This window comes from Caulobacter sp. BP25, from assembly GCF_002737755.1.
In the GTDB taxonomy this organism is placed as follows: domain Bacteria; phylum Pseudomonadota; class Alphaproteobacteria; order Caulobacterales; family Caulobacteraceae; genus Caulobacter.
The window spans coordinates 177428-198889 of record NZ_PEGH01000004.1 but is presented as its reverse complement, the minus strand read 5'-3'; the positions used below and the strand labels follow the sequence as shown (position 1 = coordinate 198889).

Here is a 21462-nt window from a genome sequence, read left to right as displayed (position 1 = left end):
GCTGTCCAACCAGGAGCGGCCCGTCGCATGCGCAAGGCCCTTTGCATATCGGTTTGTCTCGCGGCTCTGGGCGGCAATGTCCATGCCCAGAGCCTGCGCGAGATCGAGGCCCGCAACGCCGCCGCCCATGCGCTGGAGGATACCCGGCGCGATCTGCTGTCCAGCCAGATCGAAGCCTCCAACGCCCAGGAGCGCGCCAGGACCGACGGCTTGCTGCGCGGTCTTGAGCAACAGAGGACGGGCGCCGTCCTGGCCCCGCCATCTATGACCGTTCCGCCCGCGCGGGTCTTAGACGATCCGTCGCGCCGCGAGGTCGAACGTGTCAACGCCATGAGCCGGATCGACCAGCTGACCCAAGAGGCTCTGACGCGCAGCAACGCCCGCATGCGGGCGATCCGCCCGGCGAGCGAACCGAAACGCTGATCGTCGGCATGCGGCGCCTTCTCAGCCGCGAACCGTTGATCTCTATCAACGCGCGATCATCGCGCGGGTGAGAGGCTTCAACCATGTCCATGACCTTCACAGGCGAAGACCGCATTCTGCTGGACCGCTATATCGAGAGCGTCCTGCTGCGCTTTGGCGATGGCCGTTATAGCCTGCATGACGCCACCCAGGCGCTGGCCGAGACCTTCACCCAGGTTGGGCGAGGCCTACCGGACGTCCTGACGCATCTGCGCGGCGTGGTCGAGGCTGGCGACGACGCCTGACAGGCTTGACCGGCATCAACGCTTGACCTCCGCGTCAGCGGGCCTAGTTTCGGACCCTTGTTCACCGGGGGGCCGCGCGCGCGGCTGAGATTGGGCTTTGGCCCTGACCCGTAGAACCTGATCCGGGTCATGCCGGCGAAGGGAGGGAACGCGGACGTAGCTTCTTGGCGTCCGTCAGACCGACTCAAGCACGCACGTCCGGGTCTCCTTGGAAGCTTGAGGAGCGCCCGAAATGAACATCCAGACGACCATCAAGGCCGTGGCCGAGACAATCTCGACCGGCCCGATCCCCGGCTCGCGCAAGGTCTATCAGGCCGGCGAGCTGTTCCCCGATCTGCGCGTGCCGTTCCGCGAGGTGGCCGTCCACCCGTCGGCCAACGAGCCACCGGTCACGGTCTACGACCCTTCGGGCCCCTATACCGATCCCACGGTGGCGATCGACATCGAAAAGGGCCTGCCGCGTTCGCGCGAGGCCATTGTCGTGGCGCGCGGCGACGTCGAGGTCGTCACCGATCCCCGCCAGGTCAAGCCCGAGGACAACGGCTTCGCCCAGGGCAAGCACCTGGCCCCCGAGTTCCCGAACCAAGGCCGCAAGATCTACCGGGCCAAGCCGGGCAAGCTGGTCACCCAGCTGGAATACGCCCGCGCCGGGATCATCACGGCCGAGATGGAATATGTCGCCATCCGCGAGAACCTGCGCCGCGAGCAGAACGGCCCGTGCGTGCGCGACGGCGACGATTTCGGCGCCTCGATCCCCGACTTCGTGACGCCCGAGTTCGTGCGCCAGGAAATCGCCCGCGGCCGCGCCATCATCCCGGCCAACATCAACCACGGCGAGCTGGAGCCGATGGCGATCGGCCGCAACTTCCTAGTCAAGATCAACGCCAACATCGGCAATTCCGCGGTGCTCAGCACCGTCGCCGACGAGGTCGACAAGCTGGTCTGGGCCACCCGCTGGGGCGCCGACACGGTCATGGACCTGTCGACCGGCCGCAACATCCACAACATCCGCGACTGGATCATCCGCAATTCCAGCGTGCCGATCGGCACGGTGCCGATCTATCAGGCGCTGGAGAAGGTCAACGGCGTCGCCGAGGACCTGAATTGGGAGGTCTTCCGTGACACCCTGATCGAGCAGTGCGAGCAGGGCGTCGACTACTTCACGATCCACGCCGGCGTGCGCCTGCCGTTCGTGCCGCTGACCGCCAAGCGTGTCACCGGCATCGTTTCGCGCGGCGGCTCGATCATGGCCAAGTGGTGCCTGGCGCACCACAAGGAGAACTTCCTCTACGAGCGCTTCGAAGACATCTGCGAGATCATGCGCGCCTACGACGTGTCGTTCTCGCTGGGCGATGGCCTGCGTCCGGGCTCGACCGCCGACGCCAATGACGAGGCCCAGTTCGCCGAGCTGCGCACCCTGGGCGAGCTGACCAAGGTGGCGTGGAAGCACGGCGTTCAGGTGATGATCGAAGGGCCGGGCCACGTGGCCATGCACAAGATCAAGGCCAACATGGATGAGCAGCTCAAGCACTGCCACGAGGCCCCCTTCTACACCTTGGGCCCGTTGACCACGGACATCGCGCCTGGCTACGACCACATCACCTCGGCCATCGGGGCGGCGATGATCGGCTGGTTCGGCACGGCGATGCTCTGCTACGTCACGCCCAAGGAGCACCTGGGTCTGCCGGACCGCGACGACGTCAAGACCGGCGTCATCACCTACAAGCTGGCCGCCCACGCCGCCGACCTCGCCAAGGGCCATCCGGGCGCTGCGATGTGGGACGACGCCATCAGCCGCGCGCGGTTCGAGTTCCGCTGGGAGGACCAGTTCAACCTGGCGCTCGATCCGGAAACCGCCCGCAAGTTCCACGACGAGACCCTGCCCAAGGAGGCGCACAAGACCGCCCACTTCTGCTCGATGTGCGGTCCCAAGTTCTGCTCGATGAAGATTAGCCAGGAAGTCCGTGAATTCGCGGCCGCCCAGGCCCCGAACGAAGCCGAACTCGGCATGGCCGCCATGAGCGAGAAGTTCAAGGAACAGGGCTCGGAGATCTACCTGAAGTCCGAGTAGGGCCTCAGTTGCGGTGATTTCACTGGCGCGGCGGCGGGGAGCCCTTCACCGTCGCGCCATGAAACGTCTGAGTCTCCTGGCTGCGGCTGCTGTTCTGACCTTGGCAGTTCCTGCCTTAGCGGAAAGTCCCTTCTGGCCGGTGCAGGCCAAGGGCGCCGTCGCTTCGGAACTGAGGGGCGCCTGGAAATCCCGGGGCTATGGCTGGATCGTCGAGTTTGGTCCCGATGGCGGCAAGCTGTTCCAGACGGCCGGCGGCGCCTGCTATGCCGACCCCCGCAGGGAGCCCGACCCGGACAGGATCATGGCCGTCTGGCGCGCGGAGGGGCAGGGTGCGATCACGCTCGCGGGCGACCCCGCCAGCGCGCGCTATCTGTTCGACCGCCTTCCCAGCCTGCCAGCCGTTTGCGCTTCGACGGCGCCCTGGACGCCTGACCGGACCACGGCCTTCGTCGCCGACACCTTCGCCGAGGTCTATCCGCGCTCGGCTGAGCGTGGCTTGGACTGGTCCGCGCGGAAAGCCGCCGCCCAAGCCAAGCTGAGTCCTCAAGCCACGGATGCACAGCTCTGGGCGGCTCTCTCGGACATGCTCGCTGGCGTGGATGATCCCCATGTCGAGCTGCACGGCGTCGTCGGCGGCGATCAGCGCGATCTGGAGCCGGGCGTGTCACCGACCCTCGCGCGCGTTTACGCCGCCGATCCCGAAGGCGGCGAAAAGGCCTGGCTGCAGGCCTATCGGGAAGGAATCTTGACCCGGGTTCTGGCGGGCAAAGGGCGTCAGGCCGCCAACAACCGGATCTTCTGGGGGCGGGCCGACGACATCGGCTACCTGAACATCGTGACCATGGGCGCCTTCGCCCGCAACGCCGCGCCCGATGATCCGCGTCCGCTGGACGCTGTGCTGGACGAGGCCTTGAGCGCCTTCGCTGGAGCCAAGGCCGTGGTCGTTGACGTCAGCAACAATCGCGGCGGCTATGACACGATCAGCCGCGTGATCGCCGCCCGCTTCACCGACCAGCCGCGTCAGGCCTATTCCAAGGTCGCGGTCGGCGCCAAGGCGGCGTCGCAGGCGGTGACGGTGGAGCCGGCGAACGGCCCGCGCTTCACTGGCCCGGTCTATCTGGTCACAAGCGACATCACCGTCAGCGCGGGAGAGACCTTCGGCCTGATGATGAAGGCGCTTCCGAACGTCAAGCACGTCGGCGGCGTCACGCGCGGCGCCTATTCCGATCAGCTGCTCAAACCGCTACCGAACGGCTGGGCCTTTGCGCTTCCGGCCGAGCTCTACAAGGCGCCGGACGGCGGCGATCAGGAGGGTAGGGGGCTGGCGCCGGATACGCCCATGGTCATCTTCCCGTCGCAGGACCTCTCCGGAGGGCACGCCAAGGCGATCGAGGACCTGATGGTCGAGATTCGGCGAAGCGTCCGCTGAGGTAGGCGCGGTCCTTTCAGTCTGTAATTTGTTTCTATCCTGAAACATCATTGCTGAGGCTGAGGGTTGTCCGCTGGGAATGTGACCGGGTTTCAAAGCTTCACCCGAAGGGAGGCGCGCCAAGGACACACTGGTGCGCGCTTTATCACACATACTCCCTTCATAACGCTGGGCGGCGTTGCGACGCGGGACGCTGGCCCGTAAGCAGCGGCAACCCAAGTCTCTTCTTGCTTTCACCCTATGTTCCGTGGGCCGAATGACCCTTTCCGTACTTCTCTACGGGCTGGCCGCCGCCGCGCTCGATCCCGCTAACGCCGCCGCGACAGCTCCGTTGTCTTCCGCGTCGCCGGTGATCGAGCAGCAGAAGCAATCCGCCGCCAAAGACGACGCTCCAAACGAGGTCGAAGGACTGGTCATCCAGGCCGATCCTCGGGGCAAGGTCGAAGGCGACATCAAGCCGGACCTCGAGCTGAACGAGGAGGAGATCCAAAGCTTCGGCGCGACCAGCATCAGCGAGTTGCTGAGCCTGCTCTCGGCGCAAACCACGAGCACGCGCGGTCGCGACTCCAGCAGCGGTCCCGTGCTGCTGGTGAATGGGCGACGCATCTCAGGCATGCAAGAGATTCAGGGCGTACCGCCGGAAGCCATCGAGCGCTTCCAGATCCTGCCCGAAGAGGTCGCGCTCAGCTACGGCTACAAGGCCGATCAGCGGGTCGTGAACATCATCCTCAAGAAGAACTACAACGCGCTGCAGACCCAAGTCTCGGCCACCGTGGCCACCGATGGCGGCCGGACTGTTCCCAGCGCGGGCGGCAACCGGGTCCATATCGACGGCGACAAGCGCTGGAACGTGGACGTCCAGCTCTCCCACGAGCCCTATCTGCTTGAGACCGACCGGAACATTGTCCGCGCGGCCAACGGTCAGCCCTATGATCTGACGGGCAATATCGCGGGCGTGAACGGCGCCAGCATCGCCGACCTGTCCGGGCTGACGGGAAGCGCGGTGACCTATGCCGGCGTTCCAAGTTCGGCCCTGATCGGAAAGGCGAGCCTCTCGGACTACGCCCGCCTGGCCAACAGCTACAACACCGGCGACCTTACCCGCGACCGGTCGCTGATCTCGCAGTCCGACAAGGCCACGCTGCGCGGCTCCTATAGCCGGGACATCAATAAGCAGACCCAGCTGACCATCAGCGGCAATCTGGAAGACACAAGCAGCCACGCGCTGCTGGGCCTGCCGGGGGTGACGTTCACCCTGCCGGCGGGCAGTCCGTTCTCGCCGTTCTCGCAGGCCGTGACGGGCTATCGCTATATCGACGCGCCGGGGTCCCTGGCCCGCGACGTCGACACCTTGCGCACCCAGATCAGCGCGGCCGCCAACGGCCGGGTGAAGGACTGGCGCTGGGCCTTCACAGGCGACTTCGACCGTACCGCGACGGACACGACCACGGGACGGGGTCTGGACGCCTCGGCTTTCCAGGCGGCGGTCGCGGCCGGCGATCCGACCGTCAATCCGTTCGGCGTGATCCCCACCAACCTCTACAAGACGCTGGCGGCCGATACCGCAAAATCGGTCTCGACCTCGGCAAGCGCTGACCTAGTTCTGAATGGCAACCTGTTCCAACTGCCCGCTGGCCCCTTGCAGACGACGCTGAAGGTGGGGGTCAACAGCAAGGGGCTGGACTCCAAGACCGTGCGATCAGGCGTGACGACGACGCGGGACATCACCCGCACCACCGAGAGCTTCCAAAGCAGTTTCAATCTGCCGCTGACCAGCACCCGCCAGGACTTTCTGGCCAAGGCCGGGGACCTCTCGGTGAACTTCAATCTTGGTTATGACGACCTGTCTGATCTTGGAGGCCTGACGACGCTGGGTGGCGGCCTGAACTGGTCGCCGATCAAGAAGATCAGCTTCATCGCCAGCTACACCGACGAACAGGGCGCGCCGACCACCAACCAGATCAACGATCCGGTGGTCGTGACCCCGAATGTCTCGGTTTTCGACTTCACGACCGGTCAGACGGTTTTGGTCACCCGAACCGATGGCGGCAACGCCAGTCTGCGCAATGACAATCGGCAGGTGCAGCGGCTGGCCGTGAACTTCAAGCCGTTCGACAAGACCGAGCTGACGTTCAACGCGACCTATACCCGCGCCGAGACCAAGAACATGATCGCCTCGTTCCCGGCCATCACGCCGGATCTGGAGGCCGCGTTCCCGGAGCGCTTCACGCGCGACGCGACGGGGACGCTCGTGGCGATCGACGCGCGACCGGTGAACTTCGCCAGCGCCGAGAGCGAGAACGTCCGGTGGGGCTTCAACCTCTTCAAGCCGATCGGTCAGCCGACCGGCGGTGCGGCGGGTGGTCCTGGGGGCTTCGGCGGCCCGGGAGGCGGTGGGATGCGGATGGGCGGTCCTCCCGGCGGTGGTCCTGGTGGTGGCCCAGGCGGTCCTGGCGGCGGGTTTGGCCCGCCCGCGGGCATGATGCGCCCCGGTCAGGGCATGTTCCAGCTGTCCGTCTATCACACGTGGCGCCTCACCGATGAGGTCACGATCCGCGATGGTTTGCCCGCATTGGACCAGTTGAATGGTTCGGCCATCACGTCGCGAACCGGCCAGGCGCGGCACGAGGTCCAGGTGCAGGGCGGCTACTTCAGGAACGGCCTGGGTATGCGCTTCAATGGGACCTGGAAGGACTCGACCTGGGTCGACGGCGGCGCCACCGGCGGACAGACGCTGTACTTCTCGGACATCGCCACGGTGGGCGTGAACTTCTTCGCCAACTTCAGCGTCCCGGCGCGGAAGAAGGCCGTGGACCGCTTCCCGATCCTGAAGGGCGCGCAGGTGTCGTTGAACTTCGACAACATCCTGGACGCCAAGCAGACGGTGCGAGACCAGGACGGCAAAACGCCGCAGGCCTACCAGCGCGATTACTTGGATCCGCTGGGCCGCACGGTGCGTATCGGCTTCCGAAAACTGCTCTAGAGGCCGTGTACGATAGATCAGCGGGCTCTCAACACGTCCTTAAGCTGTCTGTCGTACGCTGTTTTCCTAGGCAGCCAATTTGGCTGGGTCGGAGGTCGTCATGTCGATCATGACATCCGGTACGCGTCGCGCAGGCGACCACTTCGAACCTACGGACACGGACCCGCAGGTTCAGCGCCGCATGCGCGGCTATCTCGAACAGATCGACTACACCGCCTTCGCTTCGAACAAGGCGGTTCTGTCCGTTAGTCTCCCTCGTGTGGAGGGGGACCAGTTCCAGCATCTGGCCGTCGCGGCCTCGACCGCGCGGGCGCGCTGGGTGACGGAAGCGGTGGCGATGGCCGACGCCGGGCACTCGCTGTCCGAGGCTCAGGTGGCCAGGTTGCGGCATTTGCGCTCCACCTACGAGGAGCTGACCTCGGTTTACGAGGCCATGCGCCGCATGGTCGAGCGCGGCTACATCGCCTATCGCCCCATCTCGGCGTAATTTATCCCGGATAATATTGACTCGGATTATCGTCCGGGTAAAAATGCGTCCAGGAGGCGATCATGTCCGGACGCAAGGCGCTGTTGCGCGCATACAAGGAACGAAAAGTGGAGGCGGGAGTCTACGCCGTCCGCTGTCAGGCGAGCGGCGAGGTGTGGGTCGGCTCGACCCCGGACCTCTCCACGCGACAAAGCGGTGTATGGTTCACTCTGCGACTGGGCTCGCATCGCGAGCCGAGCTTGCAGGCGGCCTGGAATGCCTATGGCGCTGACGCCTTCGTCTTCGAGCCGGTCGAAACCATCGACGCCGAGGGGCTGGACGCCTTTGGCCGCGCGAGCCGTCTGAAGGACCGCCGTGATCACTGGGTCGGCACGCTGAACGCGCGGGGGCTGAATTGATGGAAGAGCGCTATGTCGTCTTCCACGGCCACGACCGCGTTGCCGTTGGAACACACTTGGAGGTGGCTCTCGCCACCCGGGCGCTGGCCTCGCAGGCGGGCGTGCTCGTCTTCGGGCCAGATGGTCGCGTCATCGACCTCGATCTGAGCGGAAGCCCCGAGGATATCGCCGCGCGTCTGACGCCAGCCCAGTCTGCGCGTGGGCGAGGGCGTCCGAAGCTCGGCGTCGTCGCTCGCGAGGTGACCCTGCTCCCGCGTCATTGGGATTGGCTGGCCAGTCAGCCCGGCGGGGCGTCGGTGGCGCTACGCAAGCTGGTCGAGGCGGCAAGCCGCGCCGCCGAGGGGCCAGATCGCATCCGCTCCGCTCGCGAGGCGGCGTATCGGTTCGCTTCAGCCATAGGCGGAGACCTGCCGGGCTTCGAGGAGGCGATGCGCGCCCTGTTCGCGGGTCACGATGCGGCGTTCGAGGCGCGGATCGAAGCCTGGCCGACCGATATCGCCGCGCAAATGCGAACCTATGCGGCGGAGGCGTTCGGGTTCGATCAGGGCGCGGACTTGGCCAGCACGTCGGCCAGCAGCGCCGAATAGGCCGCCTCGAACGGCGCGCGGTCGCTTTCGGGCTTGGTCGGCCAGAGCGGGCGCAGCGCCGCCGTGCGCGCCGCCGCGTCCAGGAGCCACGTGGGGTCGGCCTTGACGAGGCGGGCGGTCCGTTGCTCCACCTCCGCCGTCGGGCGTCCGCTGTAGGCGAGCAGAGAGCGCAGGGCCCAGGCCGCCTGTTCCTGGGGATTGGGCTTCGCCGCGCCCGGCAAGCGGCCCGCGCTCCAGCGCACGGCGTCGACGATCTGCCGACGATAGCGCGGATCATCCCAGGTGCTCGGGGTGTGACCCAGGTTAGTGTAGAACAGCCGGCCCTTGCCGATCTGGCGGGTCCAGGTGACGGGCACGAACCAGGGCCGTTTCAGCGCCATGTCGCCGAAATCCAGCGCCTGCAGCACGCGGACGCGGGTCGGATCATAGTCCTCGTACTGGTAGATCTCTTCGGCATAGGCGAAGCGGCGCGGCCAGGCCTGGTTCATCGGCTCGCCGGGGCTGCCCAGCGCCTGCACGCTGATCGGCGTGCCTTGCGTCCAGGGATGACCCGCGAACTTGCCATTGATGAAGGCGGTATAGGTCTCGCCGGGGCCGTCATAGGGCCAGCCAGTGTCGGTGGCGCTGTGCAGACCGACGAAACCGCCCCGGCCGCTCTTGATCCAGTCCTGGATGGCGGCCCAGGTCGCGGGCGCGATCGGCAGGGCGCCGGTGGTGTAGAAGACCAGGACGTCGATCTCCTTCAGCGTTTCCGGCGTGATCGTGCGGGCGTCGCGGGTCGAGCGGACGCTGAAGGCGCCCGAGCGCGCGCCGATCTCGGCCATGGCGATCTCCGACAAGGTCGGGCCGTTGCTGGCTTTTGGAGGCGCGACGGGCGCATGCACCCAGCCCACCGACTGGTCGAGATAGAGAACGCGGACCTGATCTGTCTTGGGCGCGGCCGTGGTGGGGACCGCGAGTGCGAGGAATGTCGCGACGAGAATGAGCAGGCGCGTCATGGCGGTCTTTAAGCCCCGGGCTGGAGAAGGTCCCAACGGTTTCCGTAGAGATCCTCGAACACCGCCACCGCACCGTAGGCTTCGTGGCGAGGTTCTTCCAAGAACTTCACACTGGCGGCGCTCATCCGCGCATGGTCGCCAGCGAAGTCGTCCGTATGCAGGAACAGCCACACCCGGCCGCCGCCTTGGCGGCCGATCGCCTCGGCCTGATCGCCGCTGGCCCGGGCGAGTAGGAAGTTCGTTCCGTCGGTTCCAGGCGACACGACGACCCAGCGTTTGCCGCCGCCCATGTCGGTGTCCTCGACCAGGTCGAAACCCAGCTTGCCGACATAGAAGGCGATCGCCTCGTCATAGTCGGCGACAAGCAGGGAGACGAGGGCGACGCGGCGGGCCATTTGCGGTTCCTTGGACTGGCCCATTGCATATCACGCGTCGGCGGCCTGTCAGGGGGGGCGTCCGCAGACTTTGTTTCCTTCGGGCGGCTGGCGCCGTTAGGGTTCGGGCGTCCGCTTTCTCGGAGATCGTCATGAGCTCACATGTCCTCTGCGCCCTGGCCCTGGCTCTAGCGGCCTTCGCCGAAACCAAGGTCACGCCCGTCGCCGCCAAGGATCTTCCAGTCGCCGTGGTCGCGGCCATCAAGGCCGTCGCGCCGGCCATGGTCATTCAGGAAGCCGAGCTGAAAGAGCGGGAAGGGCGCCGCTACTACGACGTCGAGGGCGTCATGCCGGACGGCTCGGAGATTGAGTTTGACCTGCTGGAGGAGAACAGCCGCTGGCGGATTGTCGAGACCCAACGCGACATCGCCTGGCGTGACGCCCCCAAGCCCGTGCGCGACGCGGCGGCGGCGTCCGGCAAGGCGATAACGCCGGTGCGGGTGATCGAGAGCACCCAGTCGGACGGCATGGTGATCTACGAGCTGTTCGCGGCCGGCAAGCCCAAAGAACCGTCGATGGAGGTCAGCCTCAAGGACGGCCGCGCCAAGGTGTTGGCCGAGGTCTGGCCCCACTAGAGCGGCCAATCCCAATCCGCGTGTTCTTAAGTCGCCGCCAAATACGGGTTGCTGGGCGACGGGGCATGGGCCACTTTGCGCGCCTTCTTTGAAATCGGTGACTCTCCATGCCGCGCGACGCGGCCGGAACGGCGCTTCTTCCGGAGCGGCCGCGCGGCCCCATCCTCACTGACCTGATCGAGCTGCTCCGTCTGGCGGGGCCGGTCGTGCTGTCGCGTCTGGGTATCATGGTCATGGGCCTGACCGACGCGATCGTGGTCGGCCACTACTCGGCCCAGCAACTGGGCTTCCACGCCATGGCCTGGGCGCCGTCCTCGATCTTCGTGACCATGAACGTTGGCTTGCTGGTCGGGGTGCAGGTGATGACCGCGCGCGCGATCGGCGCTGGCAAGCGGCACGAAACCGGCGCGGTGCTGCGCCGGGGGCTGACCTATAGTCTCTGGCTGGGGCTGGGCGGCATGGCGCTGCAGGCGCTACTGGGACCGTTGTTCCTGCACAGTCTGGGCTTGAAGGATGGCCTGGCCGAAGGCGCGACCTCGCCGCTCATTGTGTTCGCGCTATCCCTGCCGATCTATTCGGTTTCGGTCGTCCTGACCTTCTGGCTGGAGGGGCTGGCGCGGCCGACGCCGGGCGCGGTGATGATGTGGCTGGCCAATCTGGTGAACCTGGCGGCCAACCTGCTCCTGGTTCCTGGAACCTTCGGCCTGCCGGCGCTGGGCGCTACGGGCGGGGCTTGGTCGACCTTCGCCGCGCGTGTGGCGCTGGTCGTCGCCCTGGCGATCTATGTGCTGCGCATGAAAGAGGCCCGCGAACTGGGCGTCTTCGACAAGCCCGCCCGAGATCGGCCGGCCGAGATCGAGCAGCGCCGGATCGGCTATGGCGCCGGCGCGTCGAACTTCTTCGAGGTGTCGGCCTTCGCCGGCATGAACCTCGTCGCGGGCTGGATCGGCGCCTTGGCGGTCGCGGCCTGGGCGGTGGTGCTGAACGTGGCGGCGATCATCTTCATGATCCCTCTGGGCGTGGCTTCGGCGACGGCGGTGCAGGTCGGGCGGGCCTATGGCGCGCGCGACCCGGCGGGCATGACCCGCGCCGGCTGGATCGCCTTCGCGGTGATCGCGGTCATCGGCGTGGTCGCGGCCCTGATCCTCTATCCGACGAAGCACTGGGTGGCCCTGGCCTATACGACCGATCCGGCCGCGCTGCAGCTGATCCTGCCAGCCCTGGTCCTGACCTGCTTCTTCCTGGCGCCGGACGCCGTTCAGGTGGTCGCGGCCCAGGCGCTGCGGGCGCGGGGCGAGGTCTGGGTCCCGACCATCACCCACCTGATCAGCTATGCGCTGGTCATGGGGCCTCTGGCCTGGTGGCTGGCGATCCCGCGCGGCATGGGCCTCAACGGCGTGGTGCTGTCGGTGATCGCCACCAGTTTCCTGTCGGCGGGCTTCCTGCTGGCGCGGTTCAGGATTCTGGACTTGCGGGACAAGCGTCTGTCATCCCGGCCGTAGCGAAGCGGAGAGCCGGGACCTCGGCAGACTCTTGAGTTTCCGTCGGTCCCGGCTCGGCGCGCTGCGCGCTTGGCCGGGATGACAGTTCACTAGGCCCCCAGGATCCAGCCTTCCTCGGTCTCGGCGACCTCCAGGGCGTCCTCGTCCAGGCCCTTGGGCGCGGCGAAGGCGGCGGCCAGCTTGCCGGCTTCGTCCAGCTTGGCGAAGTGTTCGGCCAGCTCGCGCACCTGCGCCAGGTCCTTGACCTCGCCAGGCGCTGGGACGACCTTCAGCAGCGACGGATAGACCTCGGCCGCGACGACGGCGACGCCCTCGAGATCGGCCTCGGTCAGGGTCTTGAAGCCCGTCTCGAACGGCCAGATGCGGACGGCCTCGCCGCGCGCGTCCTTCAGGCGGCGCACCGCCGGGATGCCGACGATCGCCTGACCGCCGACCGAGCCGTTGTAATAGAGCTTCCAGATCGAATGCGCGCCTTTCGCGGCCTTATCGGCCTGGCGGAACTCGGGAAGGTCGTCGGGACCGTGCTCACGGACGCGCTTGGGCTGCAGCGTCGTCAGGGCGTCCTTGGGCGGGCACCCCCAGAACGGGAAGGGCCCGCCGGTCAGGCGTCGGTTGATCTCCGAGCCGACGCCGAAGCGATTGTTGGTGTTGTCGACCTTGTCCTTGACCATCTTGGCCAGCTGGTCCCAGACCGCGCGCCAGGGCTTTTCGCCGGGCAGGGCCAGGGCCTTGGCCAGGCCGCGCGGGAAGCCCAGCGGGAAGTCAAAGCCCACCAGGGCCCGCTCGCCGCGCTTCTTCAGGTCGTCGAGGATGGCGGCCAGACGGGTCTCGGCCTCGGCCCGGGTCGCGGGATTATAGCTTTCGAACGTCAGGCGAAAGCGCACGTCGCGCTTGAGCACGCCGATCCAGATGGAGTCCGCGCCCGTGCTCGGCTTGGCCGCAGCGCTCCAATCTACGATCACATAGGCGCTGAACAGACGCGACACGGGCCAGGGCTCCGAAAGAGAAACGAAGTGGCGCTTCTACTCTTCCGAGAGCCTCGCGGCCAGATCATCAAAGCGCTTGACGCGCCGATATCAGGCCGCGTCGCGGATCTTGGTGGTCGGGCCGATCGGCCGGCCGTTGCGGGCGAACCAGCGGATCGGCGGCTCGCACGACGGGCCCAAGGCGGCGCGGACGATCGCCGGGGGACGGCGCTCTTCCGGGGTCATGAACAGGCCGTTCGTCTTCAGCTTCAGGCCTGCGACCTTGTGAGCGCCCAGCATGGTCAGCGGCACGGCCAGAACCAGGCCCAGCAGGATCGGCGCGGTCGAGGTGAAAAGGTCCGGCGTGAACCAGAAAGCGCTGGCCAGGACGAGGCCGGCGGCGCTGATCCAGCCCATGGCGGCCGAGGCCTCCTTGAAGCTGACCTTGTCGGCGTCGCGGCGCTGAGTGGCCCAGCCGCCGACCTTGCCGGCCAGGATTTCGACGATGGCGCGGGTCTGGGTGAACATCAGCATCGGCGCGACGAGAGCCGACAGCAGCATCTCGACGGCCAGGCCAGCGGCCATGCGCCGCTTGCCGCCGAAGCCCTTGACCTCGGCCTTGCGGCTGAGAACCAGGATCGCGCCCAGGATCTTGGGTCCAAACAGCAGCACGAAGGTGATGATCATCGCCCAGGCTGTGGCCTGGATCTCGCGCCAGTCGATCAGGGCGTGGGCCGCAGCCTGCAGATCGGCCATGGTGAAGGCCGCCTTCTTCAGCTCGGGCATCAGGGCGCGCGAGGTGATGCCGGCCGTCAGGGCGATGAACCACAGCGGCGAAAGGGCGTAGCTCAGCACGCCGATAATGAGGTGCAGGCGGCTCATCCAGTGCAGGCCCGGTAGGCCAACCAGCGGCACGTGCTGGATGTTGCCCCGGCACCAGCGGCGGTCGCGGGTGGCGAAGTCCAGCAGGTTCGACGGGCTCTCCTCGTAAGAGCCCTCCAGATATGGGGCCAGGTGCACGCTCCAGCCGCCGCGGCGCAGCAGGGCGCTTTCCAGGGCGTCGTGGCTCATCACTTCGCCGCCGAAGGGCTTGGGCCCGTTGAGGTGCGGCAGGCCGCAGGTCTCGGCGAAGGCGCGAGTGCGGACGATGGCGTTATGGCCCCAGAACGAGCTCTCCGCGCCCGACCACCAGGCCAGGCCCGTCCAGGCGACGCGGCCATACAGGCGCGTGGCGAATTGTAGGGTGCGGGCGAAGATCGTCTGGCCGTTGATGATCATCGGCATGGTCTGGATCAGGCCAGCGCCCGGATGACGCTCCATGGCGTCGGCGAGGCGGACCATGGCGTCGCCCGTCATCAGGCTGTCGGCGTCCAGGACCAGCATGTGCTCATAGGCGCCGCCCCAGCGGCTGACCCAGTCGGCGATGTTGCCGGCCTTGCGGCCCGTATTTTCCTTGCGGACGCGGTAGTAGACGTTGCTATGGGCCTCGCGCCGGAAGCGGGCGAAGCAGGCCTGTTCGGCCAGCGCCACCTGCGCGTCGCGGGTGTCGCTGAGCACGAAGATGTCGAACTGGCGGCTCAGGCCCGTCTCGGCCAGCGAGGCGTCCATGGCGCGCAGGCGAGCGAAGACGGCGGCGGCGTCCTCGTTGTGCACCGGCATCAGGATGGCGGTGCGGGTGTGCAGCTTGGGTGTCGGCTTTTCGCTGTCGATGCCGAGCGGATCCTTGGGCTTGCCCAGCAGAATCACGAAGCCGGCCACGGCCGTGCAGAACCAAAGCGACAGGGCCAGGAACAACGGGGCCAGAAGAGTCAGGACGATGGCTTCCAGCCGGGTCACGCCGCCCAGCGCGATTGTGTCGAACGTAGCTTTCCAGCCGGCCACGCCCATCACGAGGGTCGCCAGCGCGACGAGCCACCGGCGCATCGTCATGCTCGCGACGATCGCGGCGGCGCGGCGCGGGCCGCCTTGCCAGAAGCCCAGCGGCTGGACTGGCATGGCCAGCGGCGCCTCGGCGGGGATCTCGACGGTGTCCCGCCGCTGCACGACCTGATCGAGGGACACGCTCGTGGAGGTGCGCACGTCGAAGAGGGCGGAACGATCGCTCATATCGTCAGATCTCGGACTTTCTTCCGGCGAACCGGGCTCTCTCCGCGTGTTTCGCCGTCTCGGGCCCTTTCCGCGTCGTCTCGGGTTCGCTAGGGAACCGTGCGGGCGCGCGTGATGGATGCATGACGGCGAAAACCGGCGTGGAGAAGCACCGGCGACGCACACAGTAAAACCTCGATCACAAATTCGCTACCAGAAATCACGCTTGTTTCGCAGTTGCGAGAAAATACACCAGCCGCGCGCCAGGCGAGCAAAGCTCGCCTTCTGATGGAATTTAGCTAACATGATGAATTTCCGGCGTTTCTTCATTTTGGCCGGCGTTCTGGCGCTTACGGCCTGCGGCGATGCGTCCAAGATATCGCGCACTCAGCCCGCTTCGGTTGAGGCCGTCGCCTCGACCGAAGCGCTGCCGACCTATGAGGCGCGGGGCGTGATCTCCAGCTTGGAGGGGCAGATTCTCACGCTCGATCACGACGGCGCGAGCGGTGCCGGACTGAAGGCCGGGCGCGACACTTTCAAGGTCTATGCCGACGTGCTGGCCGAGGCGCCGCTTGCGCCTGGGGCCCGCGTGAAGTTTCAGTTCAAGAAGACGCCGACAGGGCTCGAACTGTCGAAGCTCGAGCCCCGTGACTAGGTCCTAGCTCAGCTTCACCAGCATCTTGCCCAGGTTCTCGCCGGTGAAGAGCTTCACGAACGCGTCGGGGGCGCGCTCGACGCCATTCTCTACCGTCTCCTTCCAGGTGACTTTCCCGGCCTTGATCCACTCGGCCATGTCCTTGGCGAATTGCGGGAACATGTCGACGTGGTTCGAGACGATAAAGCCTTCCAACCGCAGGCTCTTGCCAACGGCCTGGATGATGTTCGACGGGCCTTCGGGCTTACCGGTCTCGTTGTACTGCGAGATCATTCCGCATAGGGCGAAGCGGGCGAACGGACGGGCCGAGTTGATCGCGGCCTCCAGGTGCACGCCGCCGACATTCTCGAAATAGACGTCGATCCCCTTGGGGGCGACCTTGGCTAGCTCGGCGACGACGTCGGGCGTGGCCTTGTAGTCAATCACGTGATCAACGCCGATCGACTTCAGGAAGGCGACCTTCTCGGGACCGCCGGCCGAGCCGATCACGGTGTGGCCCTTCAGCTTGGCGATCTGGCAGACGACCGAGCCCACGGCGCCGGCGGCGGCCGAGACGAAGACGACGTCGCCGTCCTTCAGAGCCGCCACGCGCAGCAGGCCGACATAGGCGGTCAGGCCGGGCATGCCGACCACGCCCAGGAAGGCCTGGGGCGGGATGCCGTGGGTGTCTAGCTTGGTGATAGCGCCCAGGCCGCCGGCCGCCAGCGCCTTGGGCGAGGCGTTGTAGGCCTCGCGCCAGCCGAACATCGAGCTGACGATGTCGCCCGGCTTGAAGTCAGGATCGTTTGAGGCGACGACCTCGCCGACCGCGCCGCCTTGCAGCGGCTCGCCGATCTGGAAGGGCGGCACATAGCTGGGGCGGTCGTACATGCGGCCGCGCATATAGGGGTCGACCGACATCCACAGGTTCCGCACCTGGATCTCGCCGGCGCCCGGCGCGGGCAGATCGACCGTGGCCAGGTCGAAGTCCGAAGCCTTGGGCAGGCCGACGGGACGGCTCTTCAGGCGGATCTCGCGGGACGTGATCATGATCTTCCTCCCCTTGGCCGAGCCAAGTGTTGTGAATTTAAACGACTGTTTATCGCGTCCGTGACGAAGGCTCCAGTGCTTCTATGCGGTCGCGAAGCGGAGTAGAGAGCGCGCCATGACCCAGACTCTGAAAGCGGGCGTCGTCGGCGCCGGTGTGTTCGGCGGCTATCACGCCAAGAAGTACGCGGAACTGCCGGATGTGGTTCTGGCGGCCGTGTTCGATGTCGACCTGGCGCGCGCCAAGGCGCTGGCCGAACCGCTCGGAGCGCGGGCCTTCGACGACATGGACGCCTTCCTGGCCGCCGTCGATGTGGTCACCGTGGCCACGCCGGCCGTGCATCACGCCGGCGCGGCGCTGGCGGCGCTGAAGGCGGGCAAGCCGGTCTATTCGGAAAAGCCCCTGGCCGTGTCACCGGAGGACGCTGACAAGATGGTCGCCGCGGCCGCCAAGGCCGGCGTGCCGCTGGCCTGCGGCCACCAGGAGCGGGTCGTGTTCCTGGCCATGGGCCTGCTGGACATCCCTGAACAGCCGCTGCGGTTGGAAGCCGTGCGGCGCGGCACGCCCTCGGACCGAAACCTCGACGTCTCGGTGGTGCTGGACCTGATGATCCACGACATCGACCTGGCCCTGGCGCTCTGCGACGGTGAGCCCGTGGCGGTGGACGGCGAGGGCGCGATTACCCGCTCGACCTCCCTTGATTGGGTCAAGACCGAAGCCACCTTCGACAACGGCTTCACCGCCGTGTTCGACAGCTCCCGCGTCGCCGAGGCGCGCGAGCGGACCATGAAGGTGGTCTACCCCTCCGGTGAGGTCGAGATCGACTTCCTGACCCGGGCCTTCCGTAACACCACGCCTTACCCATTGATCGAGAACTTCACCGAGACGCCGGCCGGCAAGGACCCTCTGGGCCTGTCGGTCGCTGGCTTTCTGGCCGCCGTGCGCGGCGAGGCGCCGCGTCCGGTCGTGACCGGCGTCGAGGCCGCCCGGGCGCTGGACCTGGCGCTGGCGGTCGAGCAGGCGGTCGGCGGTTAGTCGTCCAGATCGAACGGAAGCTCGTTCTGGTCGCTGGGCGTCTCGCGGCGCGCCTTAGAGACCGGCTTGAAGATCGGCTCTGGCGGCGGAGGCGGCGGATCGTCGTCCCACGGCGGATCATCGAACATGTCCGGCTCGGCTGAACGGGCTGGTGGGGCGGCGGGGCGCGCCACTTGGTCGAAGGTCGAGTGGCGGGACGTCGCCGACGCCACGGGCGCTGGCGGAGGTGGATCGAACATCGCCTCGTCGTCCTCGTAGGGGGCGTCCTCATACGGATCGTCGTCGAACGGTTCTGGCGGCGGCGCGACAGGCCTTGTCGGCGCGGCTTGCCGAGGCGACGGGGGGGAGGCGGCTGCGATGGAGCCTCGACGGTCACCGGCGCGGCCTTTTCCGGTCTGGGCGGCAGCGGACGGCGGACGATCGCCTCGCAGCGCGCCAGCCAGCGATTGGCCTCCTGCACCAGTTCGCCGGCGGAGCGGCTTTCGCGGCGCTGCTCGTCGCCCGGCGCCCAGAGGTCCAGCGTGAAGTCCGGATGACGCGGGTCGTCGAAGACCAGGCGCAGGGTGACGTTGTCGGCCTGGGGTGACATGTGGTCGATCGCGCGGCGGCCTTCGCCGCGGAAGACGCGGCCCATGACCTGGTTGTCGACCAGAAGCTCGGCGCCGGTCAGCTCATCCAGGCGATAGACCAGGCACCAGCCGCCACGATCCCAGGCGACGGCCAACAGATTGGTGGAGAAGGAGAAACCCGCGCCCCGGCCGCGACCGCGCGCGACGATCACGCCCTCGGGCTCGCTCTTGAGCACGTTGCGCAAGGCCCGGCGGATGCGCCGGTCCTCGTCGCCGTACCAGATGGCGAAGCTTCCCATGAACGTCACCGCCGTGCCGGCGATGGCCACGAACAGCAAAAGACGCGCGAGTTCGCTCATGGGGCGCAGACTAGCGGCGCTTGCGATTCCCGCCCAGAGGGGCGGCCAAAGGGGCGAGCGGTCGCATCAGATCCGGAAATGACCGACGACCGGGACGTGGTCGGACGGCTTTTCCTTGTCGCGCTCGTCGCGGTGGATGACCACGGTCTCCAGGCGGTCGGCGGCCTGCGGCGAGAGCAGAAGGTGGTCGATCCGGATGCCCAGGTTCCGCTGCCAGGCGCCAGCCTGGTAGTCCCAGAAGGTGTAGCCGCCCGGCGCGCCGTCGGCCTGCATATAGGCGTCGGTGAGGCCCAGGTTCTTCAGGGCGCGGAAGGCGGCGCGGCTTTCGGGGCGGAACAGGGCGTCGCCCAGCCAGGCTTCGGGGTTGGCCACGTCCTGAGCTTCGGGAATGACATTGTAGTCGCCGGCGATGACCAGCGGTTCCTCGAAGGCCAGCAGGCCCTGGGCGTGGGCGTGCAGACGGCGCATCCAGGAAAGCTTGTAGTCGAACTTCTCGGTCCCGATCGGATTGCCGTTGGGCAGGTAGATGCCGACCACGCGGAACGGCGTCGGCGCGCCGATCACCGCCTCGACATAGCGGGCCTGCTCGTCGACCTCGTCCTCGGCCAGGAAGGGCAGGCCCTTGCGGACGTCCTCGACCGGGAACTTCGAGAGCAGGGCGACGCCGTTATAGGTCTTCTGGCCGTGGACGACGACGTTGTACCCCAGGCGCTCGAAGGCCTCGCTGGGGAACTTCTCGTCGACGCACTTGATCTCCTGCAGCACCGCGACGTCGGGCGCCTCGGTCTCGAACCACTCCAGGACGCGTTCGAGGCGGGCGTTGACCGAATTGACGTTCCAGGTGGCGATGCGCATCGAGGACTCCAGACTTGGGTGCGGAAGCTAGGGCCCAAGGCGGAGCGGCTCAAGCCGCTGTATCGCGGTTAGATCGAGAAGCTGACGCCGCAGCCGCAGCTGGACTTGGCGTTCGGGTTGCGGACGCGGAACTCCGCCCCGGCCAGTTCGTCGACGAAGTCGATCTCCGAGCCTTTCAGCAGGGCCAGGGAGACCACGTCCACGAGCGCCGCGGCGCCGTCGCGCTCGATCTTCAGGTCGTCGTCCTCGACGGAATCGACCAAGTCGAAGCGGTACTGGAAGCCCGAGCAGCCGCCGCCGTCCACCGCGACGCGCAGCATCAGCGGGCGGCCCTCGCTGGCGGCGATGGCCTTGATCCGGCGGGCGGCGTTTTCGGAAAGCGTTAAGTCTGTTTGGGTCATGGCTGTGGAAAAGTTACCTTCGCCCTATATGAGGGTGTCGCGGCCTCTTCGGAAGGGGCCAAATGACCAACGCGATAAAGGCGGTTTATGTCTCAGGCTCCGTACTTCGTCCCGCGCGCGCCCTACGCCGAAGATCCGTTCAAGTCGAAGGGCCGTCGATTCAAGGAAGACGAGAGTCGCACCCGGACGCCGTTCGCCCGCGATCGCGACCGCATCATCCACACCTCGGCTTTCCGCCGCCTGAAGGAAAAGACCCAGGTCTTCGTGGCGCACGAGGGCGACAATTTCCGCACGCGCCTGACGCACTCTCTGGAAGTCGCGCAGGTGGCGCGCTCGCTGGCGACGGCTCTGGGTCTCGACAGCGACCTGGCCGAGACGATCGCCCTGGGCCACGATCTGGGCCATCCGCCGTTCGGTCACGCCGGCGAGGACGAGCTCGAAATCCAGATGCGCGATTACGGCGGCTTCGACCACAACGTCCAGACGTTCCGGGTCGTGACCGAGCTGGAGCACCGCTATCCGGACTTTTTGGGCCTGAACCTGACCTGGGAAACCCTGGAAGGCATCATCAAGCACAACGGCCCGGTCACCAATAAGCTGGGCAAGCCGTCCTGGAAGGCCATCTCCAAATACGACAACGAGTACGAGCTGGGCCTGGACAGCTGGGCCTCGGCCGAGGCCCAGGTCGCGGCCCTGGCCGACGACATCGCCTACAACAACCACGACGTGGACGATGGCGTCACCGCCGGCCTGTTCACGCTGGACGAACTGATGGACGTGCCGCTGATCGGCCCGATCCTGTTTGCGGTGAAGAGCGAGCGCCCGGACCTCGACCCGCGCCTGACCCATCTGGAAGCCATCCGTCGCATGATCGGCGCCATGATCGACGACGTGATGGGCGAGACCCTGCAGCGCGCCGCCGCCACTGGCGTTCAGTCGGCCGATGACGTGCGTGGGCTGGACCACGCCCTGGTCGCCTTCTCGCCGGACATGGCCGAGGACTTGGCCCGCCTGCGCTCGTTTCTCTACGAGCGGATGTATCGCCACTGGCGCGTCAATCGCACGCGCAGCCAGGCTCGCCGTATTCTCGGCGAAATGTTCGCGCTATTCCTGAAGGAGCCGGAGGTCCTTCCGACCTACTGGTTCGCCAAGTCGCAGAACCGCGACGAAGCGGGCAGGGCGCGCGTGGTGTGCGACTACATCGCGGGCATGACCGACCGTTTCGCGATAGAAGAGCATCGCAAGCTGTTTCATCTCGACGTCTGGAACTAGGCTTCCGAGCGCCGGGGCGAAGCGGCTAGGACGTGTGAGGCACGTCCGCCGTCTTAGCGGCGCGAATG

At 66.8% G+C, this 21462-nt stretch carries 20 protein-coding genes, 1 pseudogene and 1 riboswitch; of the genes and pseudogenes, 13 read left to right on the top strand and 8 right to left on the bottom strand.

All coding sequences use genetic code 11. The annotated features are described in order from the left end of the window. Positions 1 to 27 precede the first annotated feature (27 nt). The 8 genes from CSW59_RS02195 to CSW59_RS02160 all read left to right on the top strand — a co-directional run bounded on the left by CSW59_RS02195 (position 28) and on the right by CSW59_RS02160 (position 8662). Positions 28 to 423 (top strand): hypothetical protein, encoded by a 396-nt coding sequence (locus tag CSW59_RS02195; protein ID WP_099442485.1) that lies wholly within the window; start codon positions 28 to 30, stop codon positions 421 to 423. Between the two features lie 83 nt (positions 424 to 506). Then, entirely contained in the window at positions 507 to 707 is a 201-nt protein-coding gene (locus CSW59_RS02190; RefSeq protein ID WP_099442484.1) for a hypothetical protein, read from the top strand. 55 nt (positions 708 to 762) lie between these two features. Then, positions 763 to 868: riboswitch (TPP riboswitch) on the top strand. A gap of 71 nt (positions 869 to 939) precedes the next feature. Then, positions 940 to 2778 (top strand): phosphomethylpyrimidine synthase ThiC, encoded by a 1839-nt coding sequence (thiC, locus tag CSW59_RS02185; RefSeq protein ID WP_099442483.1) that lies wholly within the window; start codon positions 940 to 942, stop codon positions 2776 to 2778. 139 nt (positions 2779 to 2917) lie between these two features. Further along, entirely contained in the window at positions 2918 to 4207 is a 1290-nt protein-coding gene (locus CSW59_RS02180) for a S41 family peptidase (protein WP_369825731.1), read from the top strand. A 256-nt stretch (positions 4208 to 4463) separates the two neighbouring features. Continuing rightward, on the top strand, positions 4464 to 7190 hold the full coding sequence (locus CSW59_RS02175) for a TonB-dependent receptor (protein WP_099442481.1): 2727 nt from the start codon (positions 4464 to 4466) through the stop codon (positions 7188 to 7190). Positions 7191 to 7290: 100 nt separating this feature from the next. Continuing rightward, positions 7291 to 7677 carry a hypothetical protein gene (locus CSW59_RS02170; RefSeq protein ID WP_099442480.1) on the top strand — a complete coding sequence of 129 codons (387 nt, stop codon included), beginning with the start codon at positions 7291 to 7293 and terminating at the stop codon, positions 7675 to 7677. Positions 7678 to 7739: 62 nt separating this feature from the next. Next, positions 7740 to 8075, top strand: a complete 336-nt coding sequence (locus CSW59_RS02165; protein ID WP_099442479.1) for a GIY-YIG nuclease family protein — start codon at positions 7740 to 7742, stop codon at positions 8073 to 8075. Further along, positions 8075 to 8662 (top strand): DUF2239 family protein, encoded by a 588-nt coding sequence (locus CSW59_RS02160; protein WP_099442478.1) that lies wholly within the window; start codon positions 8075 to 8077, stop codon positions 8660 to 8662. The genes CSW59_RS02165 and CSW59_RS02160 overlap by 1 nt, the downstream gene beginning before the upstream one ends. Here the strand turns inward: CSW59_RS02160 and CSW59_RS02155 are convergent. Both CSW59_RS02155 and CSW59_RS02150 read right to left on the bottom strand, forming a co-directional pair. After that, entirely contained in the window at positions 8617 to 9660 is a 1044-nt protein-coding gene (locus tag CSW59_RS02155; RefSeq protein WP_099442477.1) for a ThuA domain-containing protein, read from the bottom strand. The genes CSW59_RS02160 and CSW59_RS02155 overlap by 46 nt on opposite strands. A gap of 8 nt (positions 9661 to 9668) precedes the next feature. Further along, positions 9669 to 10055 (bottom strand): VOC family protein, encoded by a 387-nt coding sequence (locus tag CSW59_RS02150; RefSeq protein WP_099442476.1) that lies wholly within the window; start codon positions 10053 to 10055, stop codon positions 9669 to 9671. A 131-nt stretch (positions 10056 to 10186) separates the two neighbouring features. Here CSW59_RS02150 and CSW59_RS02145 point away from each other — a divergent pair, with 131 nt between their 5' ends. Next, positions 10187 to 10669, top strand: coding sequence for a hypothetical protein (locus tag CSW59_RS02145; RefSeq protein WP_099442475.1), 483 nt, complete (start codon positions 10187 to 10189; stop codon positions 10667 to 10669). 107 nt (positions 10670 to 10776) lie between these two features. After that, a complete protein-coding gene (locus CSW59_RS02140; RefSeq protein ID WP_099442474.1) occupies positions 10777 to 12171 on the top strand; it encodes an MATE family efflux transporter in 1395 nt (464 codons plus the stop codon). 89 nt (positions 12172 to 12260) lie between these two features. Here CSW59_RS02140 and CSW59_RS02135 read toward each other — a convergent pair whose 3' ends face one another. Both CSW59_RS02135 and mdoH read right to left on the bottom strand, forming a co-directional pair. Further along, positions 12261 to 13157, bottom strand: a complete 897-nt coding sequence (locus CSW59_RS02135; protein WP_099442473.1) for a cobalamin biosynthesis protein CbiG — start codon at positions 13155 to 13157, stop codon at positions 12261 to 12263. Positions 13158 to 13247: 90 nt separating this feature from the next. Next, positions 13248 to 15242 carry a glucans biosynthesis glucosyltransferase MdoH gene (gene mdoH / locus CSW59_RS02130; RefSeq protein WP_099442472.1) on the bottom strand — a complete coding sequence of 665 codons (1995 nt, stop codon included), beginning with the start codon at positions 15240 to 15242 and terminating at the stop codon, positions 13248 to 13250. A gap of 283 nt (positions 15243 to 15525) precedes the next feature. On the opposite strand from mdoH, the gene CSW59_RS02125 reads away from it, so the two are divergent. Continuing rightward, positions 15526 to 15876 carry a copper-binding protein gene (locus tag CSW59_RS02125; protein WP_099442471.1) on the top strand — a complete coding sequence of 117 codons (351 nt, stop codon included), beginning with the start codon at positions 15526 to 15528 and terminating at the stop codon, positions 15874 to 15876. Positions 15877 to 15879: 3 nt separating this feature from the next. Here CSW59_RS02125 and CSW59_RS02120 read toward each other — a convergent pair whose 3' ends face one another. Continuing rightward, complete coding sequence (locus CSW59_RS02120) at positions 15880 to 16905, bottom strand: NADP-dependent oxidoreductase (RefSeq protein ID WP_099442470.1); 1026 nt, start codon at positions 16903 to 16905, stop codon at positions 15880 to 15882. Between the two features lie 115 nt (positions 16906 to 17020). Here CSW59_RS02120 and CSW59_RS02115 point away from each other — a divergent pair, with 115 nt between their 5' ends. Next, on the top strand, positions 17021 to 17938 hold the full coding sequence (locus tag CSW59_RS02115) for a Gfo/Idh/MocA family protein (protein WP_099442469.1): 918 nt from the start codon (positions 17021 to 17023) through the stop codon (positions 17936 to 17938). On the opposite strand, the pseudogene CSW59_RS02110 reads toward CSW59_RS02115, so the two are convergent. From CSW59_RS02110 to erpA, 3 genes and pseudogenes are all read right to left on the bottom strand, one after another. After that, positions 17935 to 18866, bottom strand: a pseudogene (locus CSW59_RS02110) (hypothetical protein). The gene CSW59_RS02115 and the pseudogene CSW59_RS02110 overlap by 4 nt on opposite strands. 66 nt (positions 18867 to 18932) lie before the next feature. After that, positions 18933 to 19721, bottom strand: a complete 789-nt coding sequence (gene xth / locus CSW59_RS02105; RefSeq protein ID WP_099442468.1) for an exodeoxyribonuclease III — start codon at positions 19719 to 19721, stop codon at positions 18933 to 18935. A gap of 68 nt (positions 19722 to 19789) precedes the next feature. Next, on the bottom strand, positions 19790 to 20122 hold the full coding sequence (erpA, locus tag CSW59_RS02100; protein ID WP_099442467.1) for an iron-sulfur cluster insertion protein ErpA: 333 nt from the start codon (positions 20120 to 20122) through the stop codon (positions 19790 to 19792). 87 nt (positions 20123 to 20209) lie between these two features. Between erpA and CSW59_RS02095 the strand changes: the two genes are divergently transcribed. Continuing rightward, entirely contained in the window at positions 20210 to 21394 is a 1185-nt protein-coding gene (locus tag CSW59_RS02095) for a deoxyguanosinetriphosphate triphosphohydrolase (protein ID WP_099442466.1), read from the top strand. Positions 21395 to 21462 lie beyond the last annotated feature (68 nt).

What these genes read in the sequence shown, in the direction of transcription:
- CSW59_RS02195 (WP_099442485.1), top strand. Translation starts at nt 28, where the DNA reads ATGCGCAAGGCCCTTTGCATATCGGTTTGTCTCGCGGCTCTGGGCGGC.
- CSW59_RS02190 (WP_099442484.1), top strand. Translation starts at nt 507, where the DNA reads ATGTCCATGACCTTCACAGGCGAAGACCGCATTCTGCTGGACCGCTAT.
- thiC (WP_099442483.1), top strand. Translation starts at nt 940, where the DNA reads ATGAACATCCAGACGACCATCAAGGCCGTGGCCGAGACAATCTCGACC.
- CSW59_RS02175 (WP_099442481.1), top strand. Translation starts at nt 4,464, where the DNA reads ATGACCCTTTCCGTACTTCTCTACGGGCTGGCCGCCGCCGCGCTCGAT.
- CSW59_RS02170 (WP_099442480.1), top strand. Translation starts at nt 7,291, where the DNA reads ATGTCGATCATGACATCCGGTACGCGTCGCGCAGGCGACCACTTCGAA.
- CSW59_RS02165 (WP_099442479.1), top strand. Translation starts at nt 7,740, where the DNA reads ATGTCCGGACGCAAGGCGCTGTTGCGCGCATACAAGGAACGAAAAGTG.
- CSW59_RS02160 (WP_099442478.1), top strand. Translation starts at nt 8,075, where the DNA reads ATGGAAGAGCGCTATGTCGTCTTCCACGGCCACGACCGCGTTGCCGTT.
- CSW59_RS02155 (WP_099442477.1), bottom strand. Translation starts at nt 9,660, where the DNA reads ATGACGCGCCTGCTCATTCTCGTCGCGACATTCCTCGCACTCGCGGTC.
- CSW59_RS02150 (WP_099442476.1), bottom strand. Translation starts at nt 10,055, where the DNA reads ATGGCCCGCCGCGTCGCCCTCGTCTCCCTGCTTGTCGCCGACTATGAC.
- CSW59_RS02145 (WP_099442475.1), top strand. Translation starts at nt 10,187, where the DNA reads ATGAGCTCACATGTCCTCTGCGCCCTGGCCCTGGCTCTAGCGGCCTTC.
- CSW59_RS02140 (WP_099442474.1), top strand. Translation starts at nt 10,777, where the DNA reads ATGCCGCGCGACGCGGCCGGAACGGCGCTTCTTCCGGAGCGGCCGCGC.
- mdoH (WP_099442472.1), bottom strand. Translation starts at nt 15,242, where the DNA reads ATGAGCGATCGTTCCGCCCTCTTCGACGTGCGCACCTCCACGAGCGTG.
- CSW59_RS02125 (WP_099442471.1), top strand. Translation starts at nt 15,526, where the DNA reads ATGATGAATTTCCGGCGTTTCTTCATTTTGGCCGGCGTTCTGGCGCTT.
- CSW59_RS02120 (WP_099442470.1), bottom strand. Translation starts at nt 16,905, where the DNA reads ATGATCACGTCCCGCGAGATCCGCCTGAAGAGCCGTCCCGTCGGCCTG.
- CSW59_RS02115 (WP_099442469.1), top strand. Translation starts at nt 17,021, where the DNA reads ATGACCCAGACTCTGAAAGCGGGCGTCGTCGGCGCCGGTGTGTTCGGC.
- xth (WP_099442468.1), bottom strand. Translation starts at nt 19,721, where the DNA reads ATGCGCATCGCCACCTGGAACGTCAATTCGGTCAACGCCCGCCTCGAA.
- erpA (WP_099442467.1), bottom strand. Translation starts at nt 20,122, where the DNA reads ATGACCCAAACAGACTTAACGCTTTCCGAAAACGCCGCCCGCCGGATC.
- CSW59_RS02095 (WP_099442466.1), top strand. Translation starts at nt 20,210, where the DNA reads ATGTCTCAGGCTCCGTACTTCGTCCCGCGCGCGCCCTACGCCGAAGAT.